This window comes from Aminipila butyrica (genome assembly GCF_010669305.1).
Taxonomy (GTDB): domain Bacteria; phylum Bacillota; class Clostridia; order Peptostreptococcales; family Anaerovoracaceae; genus Aminipila; species Aminipila butyrica.
Genome location: NZ_CP048649.1, coordinates 3,050,622 through 3,069,707, shown reverse-complemented (window position 1 = coordinate 3,069,707; position 19,086 = coordinate 3,050,622). Strand labels below are relative to the sequence as shown.

Annotated in this window: 7 protein-coding genes and 1 riboswitch; of the genes, 4 read left to right on the top strand and 3 right to left on the bottom strand. The window is 45.2% G+C overall.

The window, feature by feature from the left end:
• Positions 1-219: 219 nt before the first annotated feature.
• Positions 220-421: riboswitch (cobalamin riboswitch) on the top strand.
• A gap of 247 nt (positions 422-668) precedes the next feature.
• The 3 genes from Ami103574_RS14450 (at position 669) to Ami103574_RS14440 (ending at position 12,022) form a co-directional block, all read left to right on the top strand.
• Complete coding sequence (locus Ami103574_RS14450) at positions 669-8,324, top strand: immunoglobulin-like domain-containing protein (protein ID WP_163067662.1); 7,656 nt, start codon at positions 669-671, stop codon at positions 8,322-8,324.
• 195 nt (positions 8,325-8,519) lie between these two features.
• Positions 8,520-10,250, top strand: a complete 1,731-nt coding sequence (locus tag Ami103574_RS14445; RefSeq protein WP_163067661.1) for an AMP-dependent synthetase/ligase — start codon at positions 8,520-8,522, stop codon at positions 10,248-10,250.
• An 8-nt stretch (positions 10,251-10,258) separates the two neighbouring features.
• Complete coding sequence (locus tag Ami103574_RS14440; protein WP_163067660.1) at positions 10,259-12,022, top strand: AMP-dependent synthetase/ligase; 1,764 nt, start codon at positions 10,259-10,261, stop codon at positions 12,020-12,022.
• A gap of 87 nt (positions 12,023-12,109) precedes the next feature.
• On the opposite strand, the gene Ami103574_RS14435 is transcribed toward Ami103574_RS14440, so the two are convergent.
• Entirely contained in the window at positions 12,110-13,207 is a 1,098-nt protein-coding gene (locus Ami103574_RS14435) for an alanine racemase (protein ID WP_163067659.1), read from the bottom strand.
• Positions 13,208-13,426: 219 nt separating this feature from the next.
• Positions 13,427-13,831, bottom strand: a complete 405-nt coding sequence (locus Ami103574_RS14430) for a bacteriohemerythrin (protein WP_163067658.1) — start codon at positions 13,829-13,831, stop codon at positions 13,427-13,429.
• A gap of 320 nt (positions 13,832-14,151) precedes the next feature.
• On the opposite strand from Ami103574_RS14430, the gene Ami103574_RS14425 reads away from it, so the two are divergent.
• The gene (locus Ami103574_RS14425) at positions 14,152-18,150 is read left to right on the top strand and encodes an S-layer homology domain-containing protein (RefSeq protein ID WP_163067657.1); all 3,999 of its coding nucleotides are present in this window, start codon (positions 14,152-14,154) and stop codon (positions 18,148-18,150) included.
• Between the two features lie 162 nt (positions 18,151-18,312).
• On the opposite strand, the gene Ami103574_RS14420 is transcribed toward Ami103574_RS14425, so the two are convergent.
• Positions 18,313-18,801, bottom strand: a complete 489-nt coding sequence (locus Ami103574_RS14420; RefSeq protein WP_163067656.1) for a TetR/AcrR family transcriptional regulator — start codon at positions 18,799-18,801, stop codon at positions 18,313-18,315.
• Between the last annotated feature and the right edge of the window lie 285 nt (positions 18,802-19,086).

The following is a 19,086-nucleotide window of genomic DNA, read 5'->3' as shown; positions in this document are numbered from 1 at the left end:
GTTTACAAGGCACGGAGCATGACCTGCAAACCGGGATTACTGCGTGGAGCACGGAGCATACTTATTTTGTGGGATTAAGTGATTCGGTTATAAATACCTCTTCAACTCGTAGCAGTTGAAGAGGTGTTTTACAAGCAGATTCTACATAAATCGACAACGGTGCTATTGACACAAAGTCCGCTTAGTGATAGTATTTCAATGTGTGAAGAACTTGACAATAATTTAATAATTGTTTCATGTTCCGTTTTGATTCACTTAAATGTTGAATTGGAATGGCTAAGAGGGAAGCAGGTGAAAGACCTGCGCGGTCCCGCCGCTGTAAACGAGAAGCTTTTCTGTCATGCCACTGAGAAAATCTTGGGAAGGTTAGAAAAAGCACGGATTCGTGAGCCAGAAGACCTGCATGAAGCGAAAGCGCAGTATTCCGCGGGAAATCGGTTATACTTATGGGATATATATCCATGTGCGATACATCATTGTTTTTATATGCAGGAAAAACGGACTGTAGTATGTTGGTACTACAGTCTTTTTGTATGCAGAAAAATCAGTCAGCAGCATGGCCTAGGCCCTTGATTTACCGTGGAAAAGAATAAAGGTTTTATCTTCTTATCAGAATAACGCAATTAGCGATGACATAGATAAAAATAAGAGAAGGAGAAGAAAAAGCAATGTTTTTTGAAACGAATAAAGCAAGTAAATTTCTAGCTCTGTTGTTGACTCTGGCCATGATTTTTACAGGATTTTCTATGCCGGGATACGGCACGTTACATGCCTATGCAGATGACGACAGTGAAATCCTTGTCAGTACAGCCAGTGCTCCAGCAGAAGGGGATGGATCACCTGGGAGCCCTTACCTTATCCGAACCGCTGAGGAGCTGGTTTGGTTTGCAGAAACGGTTGGTACAAAGCCAGGAGCATGTGCTGTTCTTGAAGACGATATTGAGCTAGACGGAAACGATAGTAACCAATGGAAGCCAATCGGTAGCAGCAGCAACGCTTACACAGGAACCTTTGACGGACAGGGGCATACTGTAAGTGGACTTTGTATCGACACTAGGCCGGAGTCTTATAAAGATGATGGTAAATATCTCGGGGTTATTGGGAACCTAGGAACTAATGGCACCGTGAAAAATCTGTCTGTAGAAGGAAGTATTTACACCCAAGCCAGCGGAGCAACTTATACGGGCGGCTTGGTGGGCTGCGCCGGTGCAGGCAGTCAGATTGTGAATTGTGCCAATTATACTGATATTATTGCTACAGACGGGGGCACGGTAGGCGGACTGGTAGGTGGTACGAAAGCCAGTGCTAAGATATCAGGGTCTTTTAATGCAGGCTCGGTGTCAGGGAAACAGCAGACCGGCGGCATTATTGGGTATGCCCAATATGCAGAGGTGAGCTACTGCTATAATAGCGGAGATATCAGCACGGCAGCAAAATTTGCGGGAGGCCTTTTAGGGTATACCTATAATGGTATTACCTTAAAGAACAGCTATAATACGGGACGTATTATAGGAACTGGCAACGTAGGCTCTTTAGTTGGATTTTTTACGTCAGGGAAGGACACGGTTAGTGACTGCTACTGGTTAGATAGCTCGGCGGAGAAAGGGATTGGAAATATTGAAGCCGATGCGGTTCCTGTAACAAATGCTTCCAAAAGTGCTGCCGAAATACAATCTAGTGATTTTGTCGATTTAATTAATGGCAGCAATCCGCCTGAGGATGCTAAGTTTGTAGGTGTAGATGGGGAATATCCGGTACATCAGTGGCAGCAATCTGAGGTGCCTCCGGAGATGACTGATGAAGAAGCCGTAGCCGGAGCTGTTGCAGCACTAACTCTAAATACATCAGAGCCAGTAACAGAGAATCTTACGCTTCCATTAACAGGTATAAACGGTACTTTCATTTCTTGGAGTTCTGACACGGCGGCTGTTCTTTCTGATAGTGGTGTGCTCAATCCACCTAATAAGGAGACAAAGGTTACCCTGACGGCGACTATATCTAAAAACGGCGTGGAGGACACAAAAGCTTTTGCCTTTACAGTAGCGGCTAAAAGCGGAAATGCTGATGCAGAAGCTGTAGCGGCAGCAATACAAAGTCTTCCAATGAGTCTTTTGGTTCCTGAAAATGGAGTTGATACAAATCTAATTTCCTATGTTAATCGCCTTTTAGAAAAGAAAGGGATTACTGGTATTACTGTGACCCTTACAAGTCCGGGAACACCTGGAAAAGCCGATGTTGGTAGTATTGCAGCCAACGGAGATATTACCTATTTTTATCAGCAGCCATCTTTGCTTGGTTATAATACACCATATGTGTTTGTTGACGACATTAAGTTGAATTTCTCTAAAGGAAATGCCAGTCAAGAGGTTACTAAAAGGGCTCGACTGGACTGGGATGAAGGAAAGGTCAAAAACTGGCTTACGGAGGCGGTGCTGGATACGATTACCTGGGACAGCATCAAAGAAAGCAACACCGATTCTCAGGAGGTTACGTCTTCGTTAAGTTTACCGGTACGCAAGAGGGATAACCAAAATACGTTGCTGGCTAACCTTACTTGGAGCAGCAGCGATACTAGTGTGATTCAAATTGCTAAAGGAGAATTAGGTAGCGATAATCCACTGGCGGCTACAGTAAAACGCCAGGCAGAAGATCAATCGGTTGTCCTTACGGTTTCTGCTCAGAGTCCGAAGGGCGGAGACATTATTATTATTGCCACAAAGACTATCAATCTTAAGGTAAAGGGTGACGGCACGTCTCTCTCGGAGCAGCAGAAGATGCAGGCTATGCTGGACAAGCATTATCCAGCGGATTGTCTGACTCTGGTTTCAACAGGAGAAAAGCTTACAGATCCGGTTCATGGGGATGTAAAGGTACCCACTCATTCTAGAGACTGGTTCGATGAAGCTTCGGGGTTGGAATTCGCTACAGACATCACCGATCCGAATTCGGAAAGCAGTACAGGGCGTAATTACGATTTTACAGCCACGGTTGCGGATTCCCAATATTCCGTTGCGTCTTATCCGATTATCAACGTGTATCGCCCGTTACCGGGACAAAGCGTAGCAACGGTTCAGATAACCGTAACTATGAGCAAGGTGAACGATAAAAGTATCAGTGCCAGTAAGACGCTGGCTTTCCAGATTGCGCCATGGGAACAACAGGAGCTGGACAACGCTATTGCAGAGGCAACAAAACTGATGACTCAGGCAAAGGCTGATTATGGGGCCGCTTTGCTTCAGGGGACAAAGAATACAGCTGACAATATAACCGAAAGCCTTGCGCCGTTTCGTAAGGTTACTTTGCAGAATGAGAAGTTAATATTCAATTCTGATAATACAGTTCCTACTGGCAGATATCTGATTGCGGATGAGTTCCCGGGCTATGATCCCATGAAGGTTTACAGCGGGGGTGTCCGGACATTTAAGTCTAGTCAGGACAAAACCATTGCACATGAGACGCTTAAGTTGGTAGGAAGTGTACCGCAAGATAAGCAAGTCACCATCACTGCCTGGTTGACGGACCCACAATTGGGGCGGTATTGGGGAAAATATGGAGCGGCAGACAGTGCTACTTCTGAGAATAAAGAACTTTATAAAGCATTTAAAGATTTTTATAAAAATGAAGTTAATGCTACTTATACTGTCAAAGGGACAGGGGGAACACCAGATCCAGAAAAAGACAGTGCAACAATTCAGCTTGCCTTTGCTTATGATGGAACATTTGAGGTTCAGCCTGTTGAGATGACAGTAAAGGCAGGAGAGGCTGCGCGATTCAGCATAGGAGAGGCATCGAAAGTGCCAACGGTCTTAGATGCAGCAGTAACAGCCCATGAGCAAAAGTATGGGGAGGCATTCACGACCGCTACCGCAAATAATTATATGAATAGCGGACTGACCAAGCTTTTCGGACATGGAAATGGGCAAAATACCTATTTTGGTCATTATATCAATGGGGAATATAGTGATGGCTATGCCAATGAAGCTACATTAAAAGATGGCGACATTGTATATCTGTACAACTACGGAAACTGGGATGGAAGTGCTACCGCTAATTTTTACAAAGATGGCAGTTTCACTGCTGAGGAAGTTACAGAAGATGGAACGCTTACTCTAAGTCTCTTGAAAGCCCCTGGACATGAGCAGAAAGATACTCCACCGGCAGCCGGTGTGCCAGTTGGGGTGATGGATAAGGATGGTAAATTATCTGGCGACAAGATTGTCTCCACTGTGCAGACTAAAGACGATGGCAGCTTTACCTTGCATTTCACAGAAGATGGAACCTTCTTCATCTTGTCGGGCGACACTTGTGAGGGCAAGACTTTATATCCAGCTTGGTGTAAAGTTATTGTGTCCGGTGCTATGACAGAAGAGGAAAAGCAGGCAGCAGTATCGCAGGACAAAACGGATTTGGTTGTGGATGGGCTGAATCCAGATGGGACCTTATTAGGCGGTGAACTGACATTAGTTACTCGAGGCACTAGTGGAAAAACAGTTATCAGTTGGCGGTCGGATACCCCATCGGTTATTACCGCTGATGGACAGATTATCAGAGATTCTCAGGCACATATGGTTAAACTCACTGCTGACATATCCTGTGGCGGTGTAAGTGAGAGTAAAGAATTTACTGTGCAGGTACCGGCTTTGACGGATGATGAAGCTGTGGAAAGCCTGAATAAGGCCAAATCCAAGTTAACCTCTGAAGCACTTGTACCGATGGAATATGATGGATTTGACAGTCAATACAAGCAAGGCTATTATACCGATTCAAAGGAACTGGATACTAGTTTGTTGACGAAAGCTATTGCAGTAGTAAAAAATCCGGAAATCCGTATTTCTATCGACAGCTCAGCTAACAGCGCTATCAATGCTGACGGGAAAATTACTTATGGAAGTAGTGCTGTGACGGAGGATGTGGTGTTTGGACTGTCCATAGGGGGGCAGACTCAGCAGCACACCGTCAGAGTCACCGTTCCGACTCATCTGAAAAACAAGCAGGAATACATGGCAGAGACCATGAATCAGGTGGAATTTGAGCAAATAAAAGGAGAGAATCTCACCGATGGTGATGTGCGATTGCCACTACTTTTACCTAATGAATTGGATGTGGACGAAGACCTCTATTCGATGGCAGAAATTAGCGCTACATGGAGTTCCGATCATCCAGACATAGTTAAAGTTCCTAGCTATACCATTTCAAGTTCAGAAACCAACTATAATGCTGTGTATAAGACGGAAATTATTCGGCCTCAGACGAAGACTACCGTCAAACTTACGGGCACATTTGGTTATAATACAGAATACGACAGTTTCATGGGCACGTTGCCACCAGGAGTTATGCCAGAGGGCAACATGACCAAGGTCATTACTGTTGTAGTAAACCCTCTTACAGATGAAGAAAAAGAAGCGATTAAGAATACATTGAATGCAGCTTTAAGCTCCATTGGAAGCGAAAAAATAACAGCATATCATAATGGAAAAGATAGTGGAGTGGCGGCAGATTTAACGGCAGTAATGGATGATCTGCATCTGTATGATTTTGATAAAAAGAGTGGATATGGAGACAGTGGCATTAAGGTGACTTGGTCTACTGACAATCCGGCTATTACAGTCAATACCCTCCGAGCTAAGGTGTCTCGCCCGATTGGAGCAGAAGATGCTGTCGGCAAATTAACGGTAACTCTATTTAAAGATAACATGAGCGTCAGCAAGAGTTTCGACGTCACAGTTCTGGCTGATTCTGATGCTGCGGCAGGGTTAAAAGCAGAAGCACTTGCGCTGACGAAGGCAATTACCTCTCAATATGCAGCCAAGGACGCAGCGTGGTGGGGGAAAGCTGACAGCGGTACTTTCTGGCATGTCTTAGGTATGGAAGCGTATAAAGACTACCAGCCAGACACGGAAAATATGCTCTCCAAAGAAGCAAAGCAGGCCTTTGTCAACAAAATGATTGCCTACTCTGTAGAAGGAGATACCGATTCTATACGAAATGCCAACACTCAGGCCAACGTTATAAACGGATTAAGTGCGCTGGGATATGATGCGACCAATCTTTGGACGGTAAATCATTCTAAGATTAGTGCAGTTGAAAAGTTAAAGGCTATATCTATTAATGATGTACAAAACAAAAACTATAGGACGATAGCTCCGTATGTACTGACTGCATTCAGACAGGGCAATTATAATACAGCGCAGCAGGAAGCGGAGCACATTAAATATTTGCTGGAGGAATTGAAGCAGGATTCAAATTGGACCATTGTGGTAGATTATCCAGCTATGATGATGCAGGGACTGACGCCATACTATAATCAGGCGGATGTAAAAGCTGTCTTGGATACGGCAGTCACCAAGTTGTCGGCCCTGCAAGGAGAAAACGGAAGCTTCGGCAATGCCAACTCCGATGCCATGGTTATGATTACTTTGGCGCAGCTGGGGATTAATCCAGCCAGCGACAGCCGCTTTATAAAAGGGGACAACAGTCTTCTGGATGGACTGCTTCTTTATAAAACCGACGACAACAAGGGTTTCGGGTACAAAGATAAGAATACCTTGAATGAAATGTCTACTTATCAGGGGCTGCTGGGGTTAATTTCAACCTTGAATGTGATGGATTCGGGAAAGGACTACAGTGTATACGATTTCAGCAAGGGTGTTAAAACGGCAGCTTACGCCAACGGAACCATTGTAGGAGACGACGACGTGCCGGCAGGCCCTGAAGAGGGGAAGGATATCACAGTCTCCTTTACCATGAAAGGGGACAAGGGAACCTGGATACCGACCACTTCGGTTACCCTGAAAGAGGATTCAAAAGTATATCATGCTTTTGTAAAGGTTCTAGATGATGCAGGCTTTACTTACGTTGGAGCAAATAAGAATTATGTTTCATCCATTACGCATAAAAATGGGACAACCTTAGCTGAATTCACCAATGGCCCTGATTCAGGCTGGTTATATAAGGTGAATGGAACCCTTCCAAATGTAGGCTTAAAGGCGTATACCTTGAGCAATGGAGATAAAATTGTTTGGTATTATACCAATGACTGGACAAAGGACCCCGGCGCTATCGAAGCCATGGGGGGAAGTTCTGCGAAACCTATAACGGAAGAAAAAACTAGTACGGCTGTAGGCAAAGTCGAAGCAGAGGCCAAGACAAATGCCAATGGGGTAGCCAATGCGACTATAGCAGATAAGGATATTTCTTCGGCTATAAAAGATCTGTTGAATAAAGTAGCCGAAAGCAAAAAAGACTTGCTTAAGAGCATTGCCATTGAAGTGAAGGCTGATACGAAAGCGGTAAAGGTGGAAACCGTTATCGCAAAATCAGCGGTGACAGAACTTGGCAAGAAAGTGGATGAAGTTCAGGTAAATACGCCGCTGGCTAATATAAGCCTGGACAGCAAGACGTTAAAGCAAATTGCAGGAAATCTCAAAGGCGATATAAAGGTTGCAGCAGAGAAAACAAACGCACAAAAATTCATGACCAGCAATGAAAAACTCTCGCAGGAAAAGAAGAATAGCATAGAGGAACGGATTGGCAGCCGCCCTGTCTTCGACTTCACTATGCAGTCTGGAAACGAAAGCCTCACGCAATTTGACGGAAAGATCACAATTTCTATGCCGTATAAGCTTCAGGCAAATGAGAAACCGGAAGGTGTAGCTGCTTATTATATCAGCAGCGATGGCACGATGACAAAGATGGCAGATTCCAAGTATAAAAATGAACGGGTTGAATTTACCACCGACCATTTTTCTTATTATGCAGTAGGATATGAAGAGACGATGACTTTTACCGACGTATCCGCTGATGCTTGGTATGCAGAAGCGGTGTCTTATGCGGTAAAAAACAACCTCATGAAGGGGGTCAGCACTACAGCGTTTAAACCAAGTGATAAAACCACCAGAGCTATGCTGACCACGATCCTCTACAATGCAGAGGGCAAGCCAGAGATGAAGGCAGAAAGTCCCTTCGCAGATGTGGATGGACAGGCTTGGTATGGGGCACCAGTTATTTGGGCCTCTCAGCAAAAAATTGTCAAGGGCATGAGTACGAATGCCTTTATGCCGGAAACAAATCTGACCAGGGAGCAGGTTGCCGTGATGCTCTACAACTATGCTTCATTTAAGAAAATGAATGTAGAAGGGAATCCAGGGGCAGCAGAAAAAATGACGGATTCCGGAGAAATCTCATCCTGGGCGAAGGATGGGGTAGCTTGGGCTTTAAATAAAAATATTATTAAGGGAAAAGGAAGCAATATTCTGGATCCAAAAGGACAGGCAACAAGAGCAGAAATCGCACAGATGATTAAAAACTTCATGGAAAACAAATAATCACAAAAGACTTTTTCAGATTTAATTTGAAGAAGAGGATATAAAAAGGAGTCATCAGTCAAATAATATTTGATAAATGGCTCCTTTTTAACTTCTGAGGACGGGCTGCAACAAAAAATAGTAACCGCACAGAAAATGTGTTACAATGAATAAGATAATAAGCGAAAAGGGCTTCTAGCGAAGTGGGGGAATGTAATGAACGATAAAAAATATAGGGATGTCTTATATGAATTTAGAGAAATCAGTGACTTGAAAGACATGGTGGATTCCAGTGCGGAGCTATTTGCCGAAAAGGACGCTTACCTAGTGAAGCTTGTACCGGGCGGAGAATACACCCCTATTAAATATAAGAAATTTAAAGCGGATATTGATGGATTGGGGACAGAACTGATTCACATGGGCCTTAAAGGCAAAAAAGTGGCTGTGGTAGGGGAAAACAGTTATGAATGGGTCGTTACGTATCTGGCGGTGACCAACGGCACGGGGGTGATTGTGCCTCTGGACCGGGAACTGCCTCCTCAGGAGATGAGCAATCTGTTGGAGCGGGCAGAAGTCAGTGCCATCGTTTATTCGAAGAAGATGGAGCGGCAAGTCATGGAAACGGTAGCGCATCTGTCGTTTGCCATTCCATATCAGATTTGTATGGGAGAGACGGCGGAAAGCGGCGTTTTAGAGATGGGTCACTTAATTGACCAAGGTGGTGAGCGGCTGGCTGAAGGGGAGCGAGCCTTTGTCGATGCGGAGATTGACCGGGAAGCCATGTGCTCTTTGTTATTTACCTCGGGAACGACAGGTATGGCTAAGGGTGTTATGCTGTCTCACAAGAATATTTCAGCTAATGTTTACAACATGTCTAAGTATGTGGCTATTCCTTGCGAAGATTTTGGCCTTTCCGTGCTGCCGATGCACCATTCCTACGAGTTGACCTGCCATATTTTCACCGGCATTTATCAAGGAATGACCGTGGCCATCTGTGAAGGGTTGAAACACATTTTGAAGAATATGGGAGAGGCTCCGGCTGGTGTAATGCTGGGCGTACCGTTAGTCTTTGAATCGATGCATAAGAAGCTGATGAAGCAGGCGCAGACCTCCGGAAAGCTGGGTAAGATGAAAAAGATGATGGCGGTTTCCCGACGGTTGAAGCTGTACAATCATCCGCAACTGATTAAGGGGATTTTTAAAGATGTCCATACAGCTATGGGGAATCATATGAATCTCTTTATCGCCGGAGGGGCAGCTATCGATCCCAACGTCATTGAGAGCTTCCAGGCCATGGGCATTCCCATGATTCAGGGTTATGGCATGACGGAAAATGCACCGATTATCGCTGTCAACAAGGACCGATACAGTAAACCGGCGGCAGTAGGCCTGCCGATGCCTGGAACGGACATTCAGATTATTGACAAGGACAAGAGCGGCGTAGGAGAAATCATCTGCCGAGGAGATTCTGTTATGTTGGGCTATTATAATGACCCGGAAGAGACCGACAAGGTGCTGATTGACGGGTGGCTTCACACAGGCGATTACGGATATTTCGACCGGGAAGGCTTTCTGTATGTCTGTGGAAGAAAAAAGAGTGTTATAGTTACCAAAAATGGTAAGAATATATTTCCGGAAGAGGTGGAATTCTACCTGACCCAGAGTGAATTTATCCAAGAGGCGTTAGTCCACGGAGTGGCAGACGAAAAGTCGGGAGATACGGTGGTTAAGGCGGAGGTTTATCTGGATGGAGAGGCCATCAAAGAGGCTGCTGGCAATTTATCTACAGCAGAGTTAAGAACATTTATTAAAAAAGAAATCGACAAGATCAATGAGGAGATGCCTTTATATAAAAGAGTGAAGCGTTTTGGCATAAGGGAGACGGAATTCGAGAAAACCACCACCAGAAAGATTAAGCGATTTAACCAGTCCAATATAGAGGAGTGAAAGCAACTATGATACACGCGGAAGAATTTATCAGACAAATCAACGAGAGCAAAGACCCTCATATCCGCTACAAGGATAGCAGGCCTATCTGCAATATCAAGCAGATGTTGGAATCCAGTACGGCGCTGTATCCAGACAATACGGCTTTTTGGGTTAAAAAAGTCAAAGGGGGAGCGTATGAGCCGATTACCTACAAGGAAACGCTGAATCATGTCAATGCGTTAGGGACGGCTTTGCTGGCCAGAGGGATGAAGGACAAGCGCATCGCCATCATCGGAGAGAACAGTTATGAATGGTCTATCTCTTATTTAGCGGCAGTTGGCGGTACCGGTGTGGTAGTTCCATTGGATAAGGAATTGAACGCCAATGAGCTGATGCAGCTGGTGGTTAATGCAGAGGTGAGCTGTGTGTTTTTTGATGCTAAATTCGAGCGGATATTTAAGGAGATGCAAGACAGCGGGGAGACTCTGGTGAAGATGCTGGTAAACTTAGAGTCAGAAACCAGCGGCTATGGTATCCTTTCTCTGAAAGAGCTGCTGCGGGAGGGCCAAGAAGCTATTGACGAAGGCAGCCGAGCCTTTCTAGACGCGGTTATTGACGAGGAGGCTATGAGCATCCTGCTGTTTACGTCGGGAACCACGGGGGTTTCCAAAGGGGTCATGCTATGCCATCGGAATATTGTGGACGACCTCATGTCTGCACCTACAGTAATGAATATCAGGGCTGAGGACACTTTTTTCTCTATCCTGCCCATCCATCACACTTACGAATGTACCTGCGGCTTTTTACTGCCGCTATACAAGGGTGCAGCCATTGCTCACTGCGAAGGGTTAAAATACATGACCAAGAACCTGGCAGAAATAAAGCCGACTGTATTTTTGGGTGTGCCGATTTTATTTGAGAATTTATACCGGAAAATTTGGCAGAATGTACGCAAACAAGGGAAAGAAACCCTGTTGAAGCGGATTATCAAGGCAAATCGAGCGACCAAACGGGTGGGCATAGATTTAGGAAAGGTATTTTTAAAGGACATTCGGGCCATCTTCGGGGGCCGTATGCGGCTGATGGTCTGCGGAGGTGCAGCCATCAATCCAGATATACTGGAAGGCTTGCAGGACTTCGGTATCATGGCTATACAAGGGTACGGCTTGACGGAATGTGCGCCGATTGGTGCTTTAAATCCCGATCGGGCAGCTAGATCCGCCTCTATTGGACGGGCTTTACCTAACTTTGATATGAAGATAGAGGATATGAACGAGGAAGGAATCGGTGAAATCTGCTTAAAAGGCAGCAACATCATGCTGGGGTATTACAACATGCCTCAGGCGACGGCGGAAGTCTTGAAAGACGGCTGGTTTTACACGGGAGACCTGGGCTACATGGATAAGGAGGGCTACGCCTATATCACTGGGCGAAAGAAGAACGTCATCATTACCAAGAACGGCAAGAACGTCTACCCGGAAGAGCTGGAATATTATCTGAGCAATATCCCTTATGTGCTGGAATCCTTGGTTTATGACCGCGAATCAGAGGATGGGCTGGATACCGTGATTGTAGCTGCTATTCGCATTGATGAAGAGGAGGTCGCCCTTAGCTTAGGCGGAGGGTATACAGACGATATGGTGGAAGAGCTGCTGTGGCGGGAAGTAGACCAACTTAATGAAACCTCTCCATATTTTAAGAAAATAAAGCGAGTAGTCTTGCGCAAGGAAGAGTTTGAAAAAAGTACCTCGAAGAAGATTAAGCGGTTTACAGAATATAATAAACAGTAAACTATAAGAGGATAAACAGTGGAAACAACGAAATAATAAGAAAAGGGCTGCATGAGGCAGCCCTTTTTGGTGGTCACTTTTATATGATTATTTGGCAACGATATGCACGTTCTTAGAGCTGGTCAGGTATACCATGGTGGCATAGCACAGGTCAAATTCCACGATGTCGCCTACGTTGATGTCATCCTTGCAGTTTTCCACATCTAAGATGAGGTGATCGCTGCTGGCACCCAGAATCTCCAGTTTATCATTTTTCGGAATTAGCATCTCTGGATCGCCGAAGTCTACCTTGCCTAAAGCCGCTAAGGCTCGTCGACGGATACCACGATCCTCATAGGTCTGAACATGGCCAAAGGCGTCAAATGACAGCTCGCCTACAGGATAGCTCGGTTTGTCTTTGACTTCAATAATCTGAGCTTTCAGGGTAAAAACATCTTGATTTAGAAAATCCGCCTTCACGCCGAAGAGGGATTCATAATCGTGAGCCAGAATGATGCCTTCGCCAATCCGCAAGTGGTTGATACGTTCTGGCATGGTGTCATCAAAGACCATGATGGCAGAAGTGGTGCCGCCGCCAGAAATGATATCCAACCGCCGACCAATAACTGCTTCAATTTTTTCTGCCAGACAAATCAGATCGTTCATCTTTTCTGGCGTGGCCTTGATGGAGCCATAGCAGCCAAGATTCGTGCCAATGCCTAGTAAATCTATGGCGTCCAGCTGACTGTCCACATAACGGGCGGTATCAATCAACTCGGTTTCATCCCAGAAGCCTTCCCGCAAATCGCCTAAGTCTACCATCAGAACAACTCCATGGCGCTTTCCCTGTTTTTGGCATTCTTCGTTAATCTTGTCCAATACGGTCCGTTCGCTATTCAAGCTGTAATCCACGTATTTTACCAGGTCGGCTACCTCGCTGAGCATGGGCAGTCGAATCAGAAAAAAGGGCTTTTCACAACCGTCTTCTTTGGCATCGATAATCTGCTCCATCCGAGAGCTGGCGATGTATTTGCAAGCAGATTTGTCAAATTCCTTCACCATCTCGGGGATAGCGTGAAATCCTTTTATTACGCCGGCCACATCAATGCCTTTGTCCTGACAAAGTTTAGTCATACAATCAATGTTTTCTCTGAACTTTTTTAAATCCACCTCCAGCAGAGGGTACCTTGTCACATTTGTGCTCATAGAAATTTCCTTTCGTTATTTAATAAAATCAGCAGTTGCAGCGGGCGGTACTCCATACCTTTCGCCAAATAAAAATCTTTTATATCTCCTAAATCATATCATATTATATTTGCCAATAAAAGTGGGTTTGCAGAATAATTTTTAAGCTTTCTAGCGCACAAAAATACCGCCCAAGTTTAGGTGATGCTCAGGCGGTATAGTGTTGATAACTATTTAGTCTTACTGCTTAGATTGGATGTGAGCGGCAACTTTTACATCTTCTTTTTTGATGTGATTGAGCAGCCATCCTCCAATGCTGGTGTTAACCTTGCTAACCAAGGCCAGAGTCGGTCCTTCTTTGTCTAGCTGATCGACGATTTCCGCTACTACTTTTTTGAAGCCCTCGTGATACTGCTTGTGGTTTATGTAATCTGGATACTGACTGGCTAGCTGTAAACGTTCCTCGTCAGCAAAGTGCTTTGCCGTATAATCATATAAAAATTTCGTGGTCTCTTTTAAGGCATCTCTGCCTCTTCCCTGTGAACAGGCATCCAGCAAATCGTTTATGGCGGTAATTAGCTGTTTGTGCTGTTGGTCAATCGTGTTGTTTCCTGTTTCTAAATCGCTGCTCCAAGTGTATTTCATATTCGTACTCTCCTTTGTGCAATGTGTTATTTTACATACTTTTGTTATCATTGTACCATGTAAGCTATGCTATAGCATGATTTAATGAACGCTCCCTTGCGGCAATGCCGAATATAATCTATAGAGTTTATTATACCCATGAAAAATATCCATGGCAAGGGGAATTTTCCATTGTTTTACAAAAGATTTATACCCAGACAGAAAGGTATGTAAACAAAGAAATAGATTGACAGTATGGTTAGCTTATGCTAACATGATGATGTTTGCATGAACAAATATCTTTATATATTCATTAAATCATATACTTAAAGGAGAAAAACATGAAAAGAACAAAAAGATTCTTGGCAGCTTTTTTGGCTTTTGCCGTGGCCTTTTGTTATACGCCCACTATAGTTTTTGCTGATGCAGAAACGGCAGTTGCTGCGGATGTTCAAGAGGCTACCTTTGCAGATATGCCAAAGGATTGGTCTACAGAGGCCCTTTCCAATGCAGTAGCAAATGGCCTGCTGAAAGGCTATCCACAAACAGACGGATTACATATTAAGCCAAGAGGTACATTGAGCAGAGCAGAAATGGCTGCCGTAGTAAATAGAGCCTTTGGGGCAGAAGAAACAACGGATTTAAACGGCGTAAGCGACGTGGGATCTGGGGCCTGGTATGCGGGAGATATGGCAAAAGCTGTCCATATGGGAACCATGAAGCTTGCTGCAACGATGAGACCAAACGATAAAATCACCAGACAGGAAGCCTTTACTATTTTAACAAGGGCCTTCAAAATGGAAGCCGCTGATGGATCGAGTACAGCTTTAACTTCCTTTAAGGATAAAAGCAGTATTGCGACATGGGCAGCACCAAGTATCAGTGCACTTGTGGAAAAAGGAGTACTTTCAGGAACGAACGGCTTGATCAAGCCAACAGACTATATTACAAGAGCGGAATTTGCAAAAATCATGGACAACATGGTTAAGCAGTATATTAACACGGCTGGAACACTTACGGAAGTAGTAGCTGCGGGCAATGTGATGGTTAATGTACCAGATGTTACCTTAAAGAACCTTATCGTTAATGGGGACTTAATCCTTGGTGATGGTGTCGGCAGCGGAGAGATTACTCTTGATAATGTTAAGGTTACGGGGAAGACCATTGTCAGAGGCGGCGGCATCAATTCTGTCAGCATTACAGGAAATAGTTCAATTGAAAATCTGGTGATTGCCAAAGTCGATGGCAATGTACGGGTTGCAGCCTCAGAAGATTCAACGGTAAGTCAAATCGTGGTCAATGATGGCAAAAAGAATGTATTGGTAGAAGGTAAGGTGGGGGCGCTGGTAGTTGCGGTCTCAGATGTACCGGTGGTAGTACAAAAGGCCAGTATTACTACTTTAAGTATTACGATAGAGGCTGCGAATCTAACCGTAGCAAAAGAAGCGTCGGTAACAACGATTAACGTCGCGCAGGCAGCAGAAGGTGCGAAGGTGTCAGTAGCAGGGACTGTTACTACCTTAGTGAATGCGGCGCCTAACTCCGAGCTGGCGGTAACTGGTACCGTGAAGACCGTAGAAGTGACAAGCACGGCTAAAGGAACCAGCTTAGAAGTAGCAAAGGATGCAAATGTAGATAAACTGGCTACCTCTGTAGATATGACCACAAAAGGGGAAGGGAAAGTTTCTGCGATAACAGGGACAGGCACTGTCACCACTAACGGTAGTGCTACTGCTCCAGCAACGACTCCTGTCAGCAGCAAATCGAGCGGCAAGTCCAAAGGCAGCTCCAGTAACAAGCTCGATGTGAGCAACCAAGTTGGGGCGATAGATGCGGCGATAGCAGTAATTCTGGCAAAGGTGGACTCTGTTCAGACCGTGGAAGAGGATTCCACGGAAGTGTATACTGGTCCAGATGTAACAAAGCAGATAGAGGTCGCAGCATCGTTTGATGGCGGCGGAGATGGATCAAGCGGAAGTCCTTGGGAGATTGATACGGCAGAAGAACTGGCCTTGATGCAAGAGCATTTGGATGGACACTTTCTGTTGACTGGAGATATCGACTTGGATGGATATAATTGGGTTCCTATCGGCAAATATGTGCCGAAGGATCCAGATGCGGGAGATGTCAGCGCGACGTTGGAGGTGGCCTTTACAGGGAGTTTTGACGGCGGCGGTCATACAATTTCTAATTTAACCATTAACCGGGACGACCTGGAGCAACGAGACATGTCTGGCACTGGCTTGTTTGGCGGAACGGCAGATGACTTTTCCATCTATGATTTAAATCTTGAAGATGTAGAGATTTTTTCCTCCGGATCTTGTACGGGGGCCCTTGTCGGCATGTCCATGTCTGCTGAGGATAACGAGGAGGCTATTCAGAATATCAATCTATCGGGGAACAACAAAATCGCCGGCAGTTTTTATGTAGCAGGTCTTCTTGGCAGTGCTCAAGATACCAATATGGAGGATTGCGCCGTAGAGGCTGACGTCACTTTAACTTCTGCGGGAGGAAGCGGAGCCGGACTTCTGGGGGGCGGCTTGGAAGGTGGCAACCTGTCCAACTGCATAGTGACGGGTACGGTTACAGCAACCGAAGCCATGAATTACAAAGGTACAACAATGGGGGTTAGCGGTATCGGAGGTCTGGCTGGCTGCGCTTTTGAAAGCGAGGAGGTCATTAACTGCCGGGCAGAGGATGTTACGATTAAAGTTGGCGCTAATGCAATCATGATAGGTGGGTTATTAGGATATGCCGGTATTGTCAATGAGGGCGTATTAGCCGCTGATGGCAATGGCGAGGGCTTTACTCTGATTAAAGAATGTGAGGTAACCGGCTTGGAGATTCAGGCAGGTGCCGGTGCCAATCGCATCGGCGGCATTGTGGGCAGCGGCTTCTGCGGACCGAATTACAATAGTTTCTATCCTGCTTCCTCTGCAATGCACCTTGTGGATTGTCAGGCTACTGGTACCATTCAAGCTGATAGCGATGTTATCGTAGGTTCCATCTTGGGTTATGCCTTCCGCAACTGTATTGTTGTTTCGTGTGATGGCAGCGGGATAACCGGTGCAGGTAATCAAGTAGGGGCAGGGGATGCGGCAAAAGCTGTAATCTTGGCAGAGGTAGATGCGGTTCAAACACTGGAATCAGAGTCGGCGGGGACTTATACGGGCCCGACAGTAACCGCTGTATTGGCTGCTGCTGACGCTTTTGCTGAGGGGGACGGCTCAAAAGAAAATCCTTGGCAAATTGCTACCAAGGAACAGTTAGCTCGTGTTCACAATTATTTGGACAAGCATTTTGTCTTGATAGACAACATCGATTTGACCGGATACAATTGGATTCCTATTGGTGCATATGTACCAAGGGACCCCGATAATGGGGATGTCAGTGCTATTCCGGAGGAGGCTTTTACCGGCAGCTTTGACGGCGGCGGTTATACAATTTCAAATTTAACCATTAACCGGGAAGAGGTGGGCCAGCGTGATATGAGCGGGACTGGTTTGTTCGGCGGATTGGCAGGGGAGGCTTCTATCCAGAACCTGAAAATAAAGAATGCAACCATTTTTTCTACAGGGTCTTGTACCGGTGCGCTTGTAGGGATGTCGATGCCTTCTGCTGAAAGCGGGATTACGATTAAGGATATCTCCATTTCAGGCAAAAACAAAGTTGCCGGCAGCTTTTATGCGGCAGGTCTTGTTGGTAGTGCCCAAAATACCAATATGAAAAACTGCACCGTAGAGGCGGATGTGCTCTTAACTTCTGCGGGGGGAAGCGGCGCAGGCATTTTAGGTGGTGGTCTGGAGGGCGGCAGTCTGTCCAATTGCACTGTCACCGGTACAGTTACGGCAACGGAAGCGATGCACGATGAAGGCATCACAATGGGAGTCAGCGGCATCGGTGGCCTGGCCGGCTGTGCGTTTGAAAGTGATAAGGTAATCAACTGCAAAGCAGAAAATGTTACAATTAAGGTTGGTGCCAATGCAATCATGATTGGTGGTTTGTTGGGCTATGCCGGTATTGTTAATGAAGGAGCAGCGGCTGCTGATGGCAATGCCGAGAACTTTACGCTGATTAAAGACTGTGAGGTAACTGGCTTGACACTTCAGGCAGGGGCAGGGGCCAACCGTATCGGCGGTATCGTGGGCAGCGGCTTCTGCGGTCCGAATTACAATAAATACTATCCTGCTTCCTCGGCTATGCACCTTGTAAACTGCCAAGCCAGCGGTACGATTCAGGCAGACAGCGATGTGATTGTAGGATCCATTTTGGGTTATGGTTTCCGCAATTGCGCTGTTGTTTCTTGTGATGGCAGCGGCATAACTGGGGTGAGAAACTAGAAACATCTGGGTAGAATTAAAAAATTCCCCGTAAAATGGGCAGTTATTTTTAACTGATCTAATTTACAGGGAATTTTTATTTACTTTATAAGGCTGTAGAGCACCAGATTCAAGATTCTTCTCCTATCACATAATCTAGAACCATGTTGATGATATGCTCCATCATTTCATCATAAGCCTCATGGTAGAGGTTTTCTTTGCCATATCGAATGAGTGACACGGCTTTGCAGAAATTCGCAAAGACTTTCCAGTCACAATCATTTTTTTATGGGAAACATGGTTTAATATCCACATCGTTGTCTGTTCGGCAGTGCCTTCTTTTTTCATGTAATTTTCTGGCCAGCGGGCATATAGCATGGCTACTTCTTCCGGCTTTAAATATTCAAAGATATTGTTGTCGGCAAAGAAAATAGTCTGTAATAATTGCCGAAAGGCCGCTCTGTCCAGCATGTCGCTCTGATCAATTAGCGCCTGAAAGCTGGCTTTTGATTGCTCCCGTTTATGCAGAATAATTTGATAAACAAATTCTTCTTTTGTTTTAAAGAAATTATAAAATGTGCCTGTGGCAATGCCGGATGCTGTTGTAATATCTTTTACAGAGGTTTTTTTCAGACCGAAACGCTTAATTAGCTCAAATCCATTTTCAAGCATTTGTACCCGGAGCTTTTCCCGCCCGTGTTCATCAAAAATCTGGGGCATAGTAATGGCTTCTCCTTCAATAAAATAGATTTTATCATGGTGTTCATCTAAGGCTAACATAATACCATTCATAAGTCAATGAAACGCAGAAGTCGGGCTTTTAGTGGGCAGCCTTTTTTGTTTAACAATTGTGCCCGCATATGCTGGCACTGCTCCAGGAATCTATTTAAGATAGAAAGCAAGCGGGAGGTCTTGTCTTGAACGGAAAATCAAGGAGAATCTCTACAAAATCAGGTA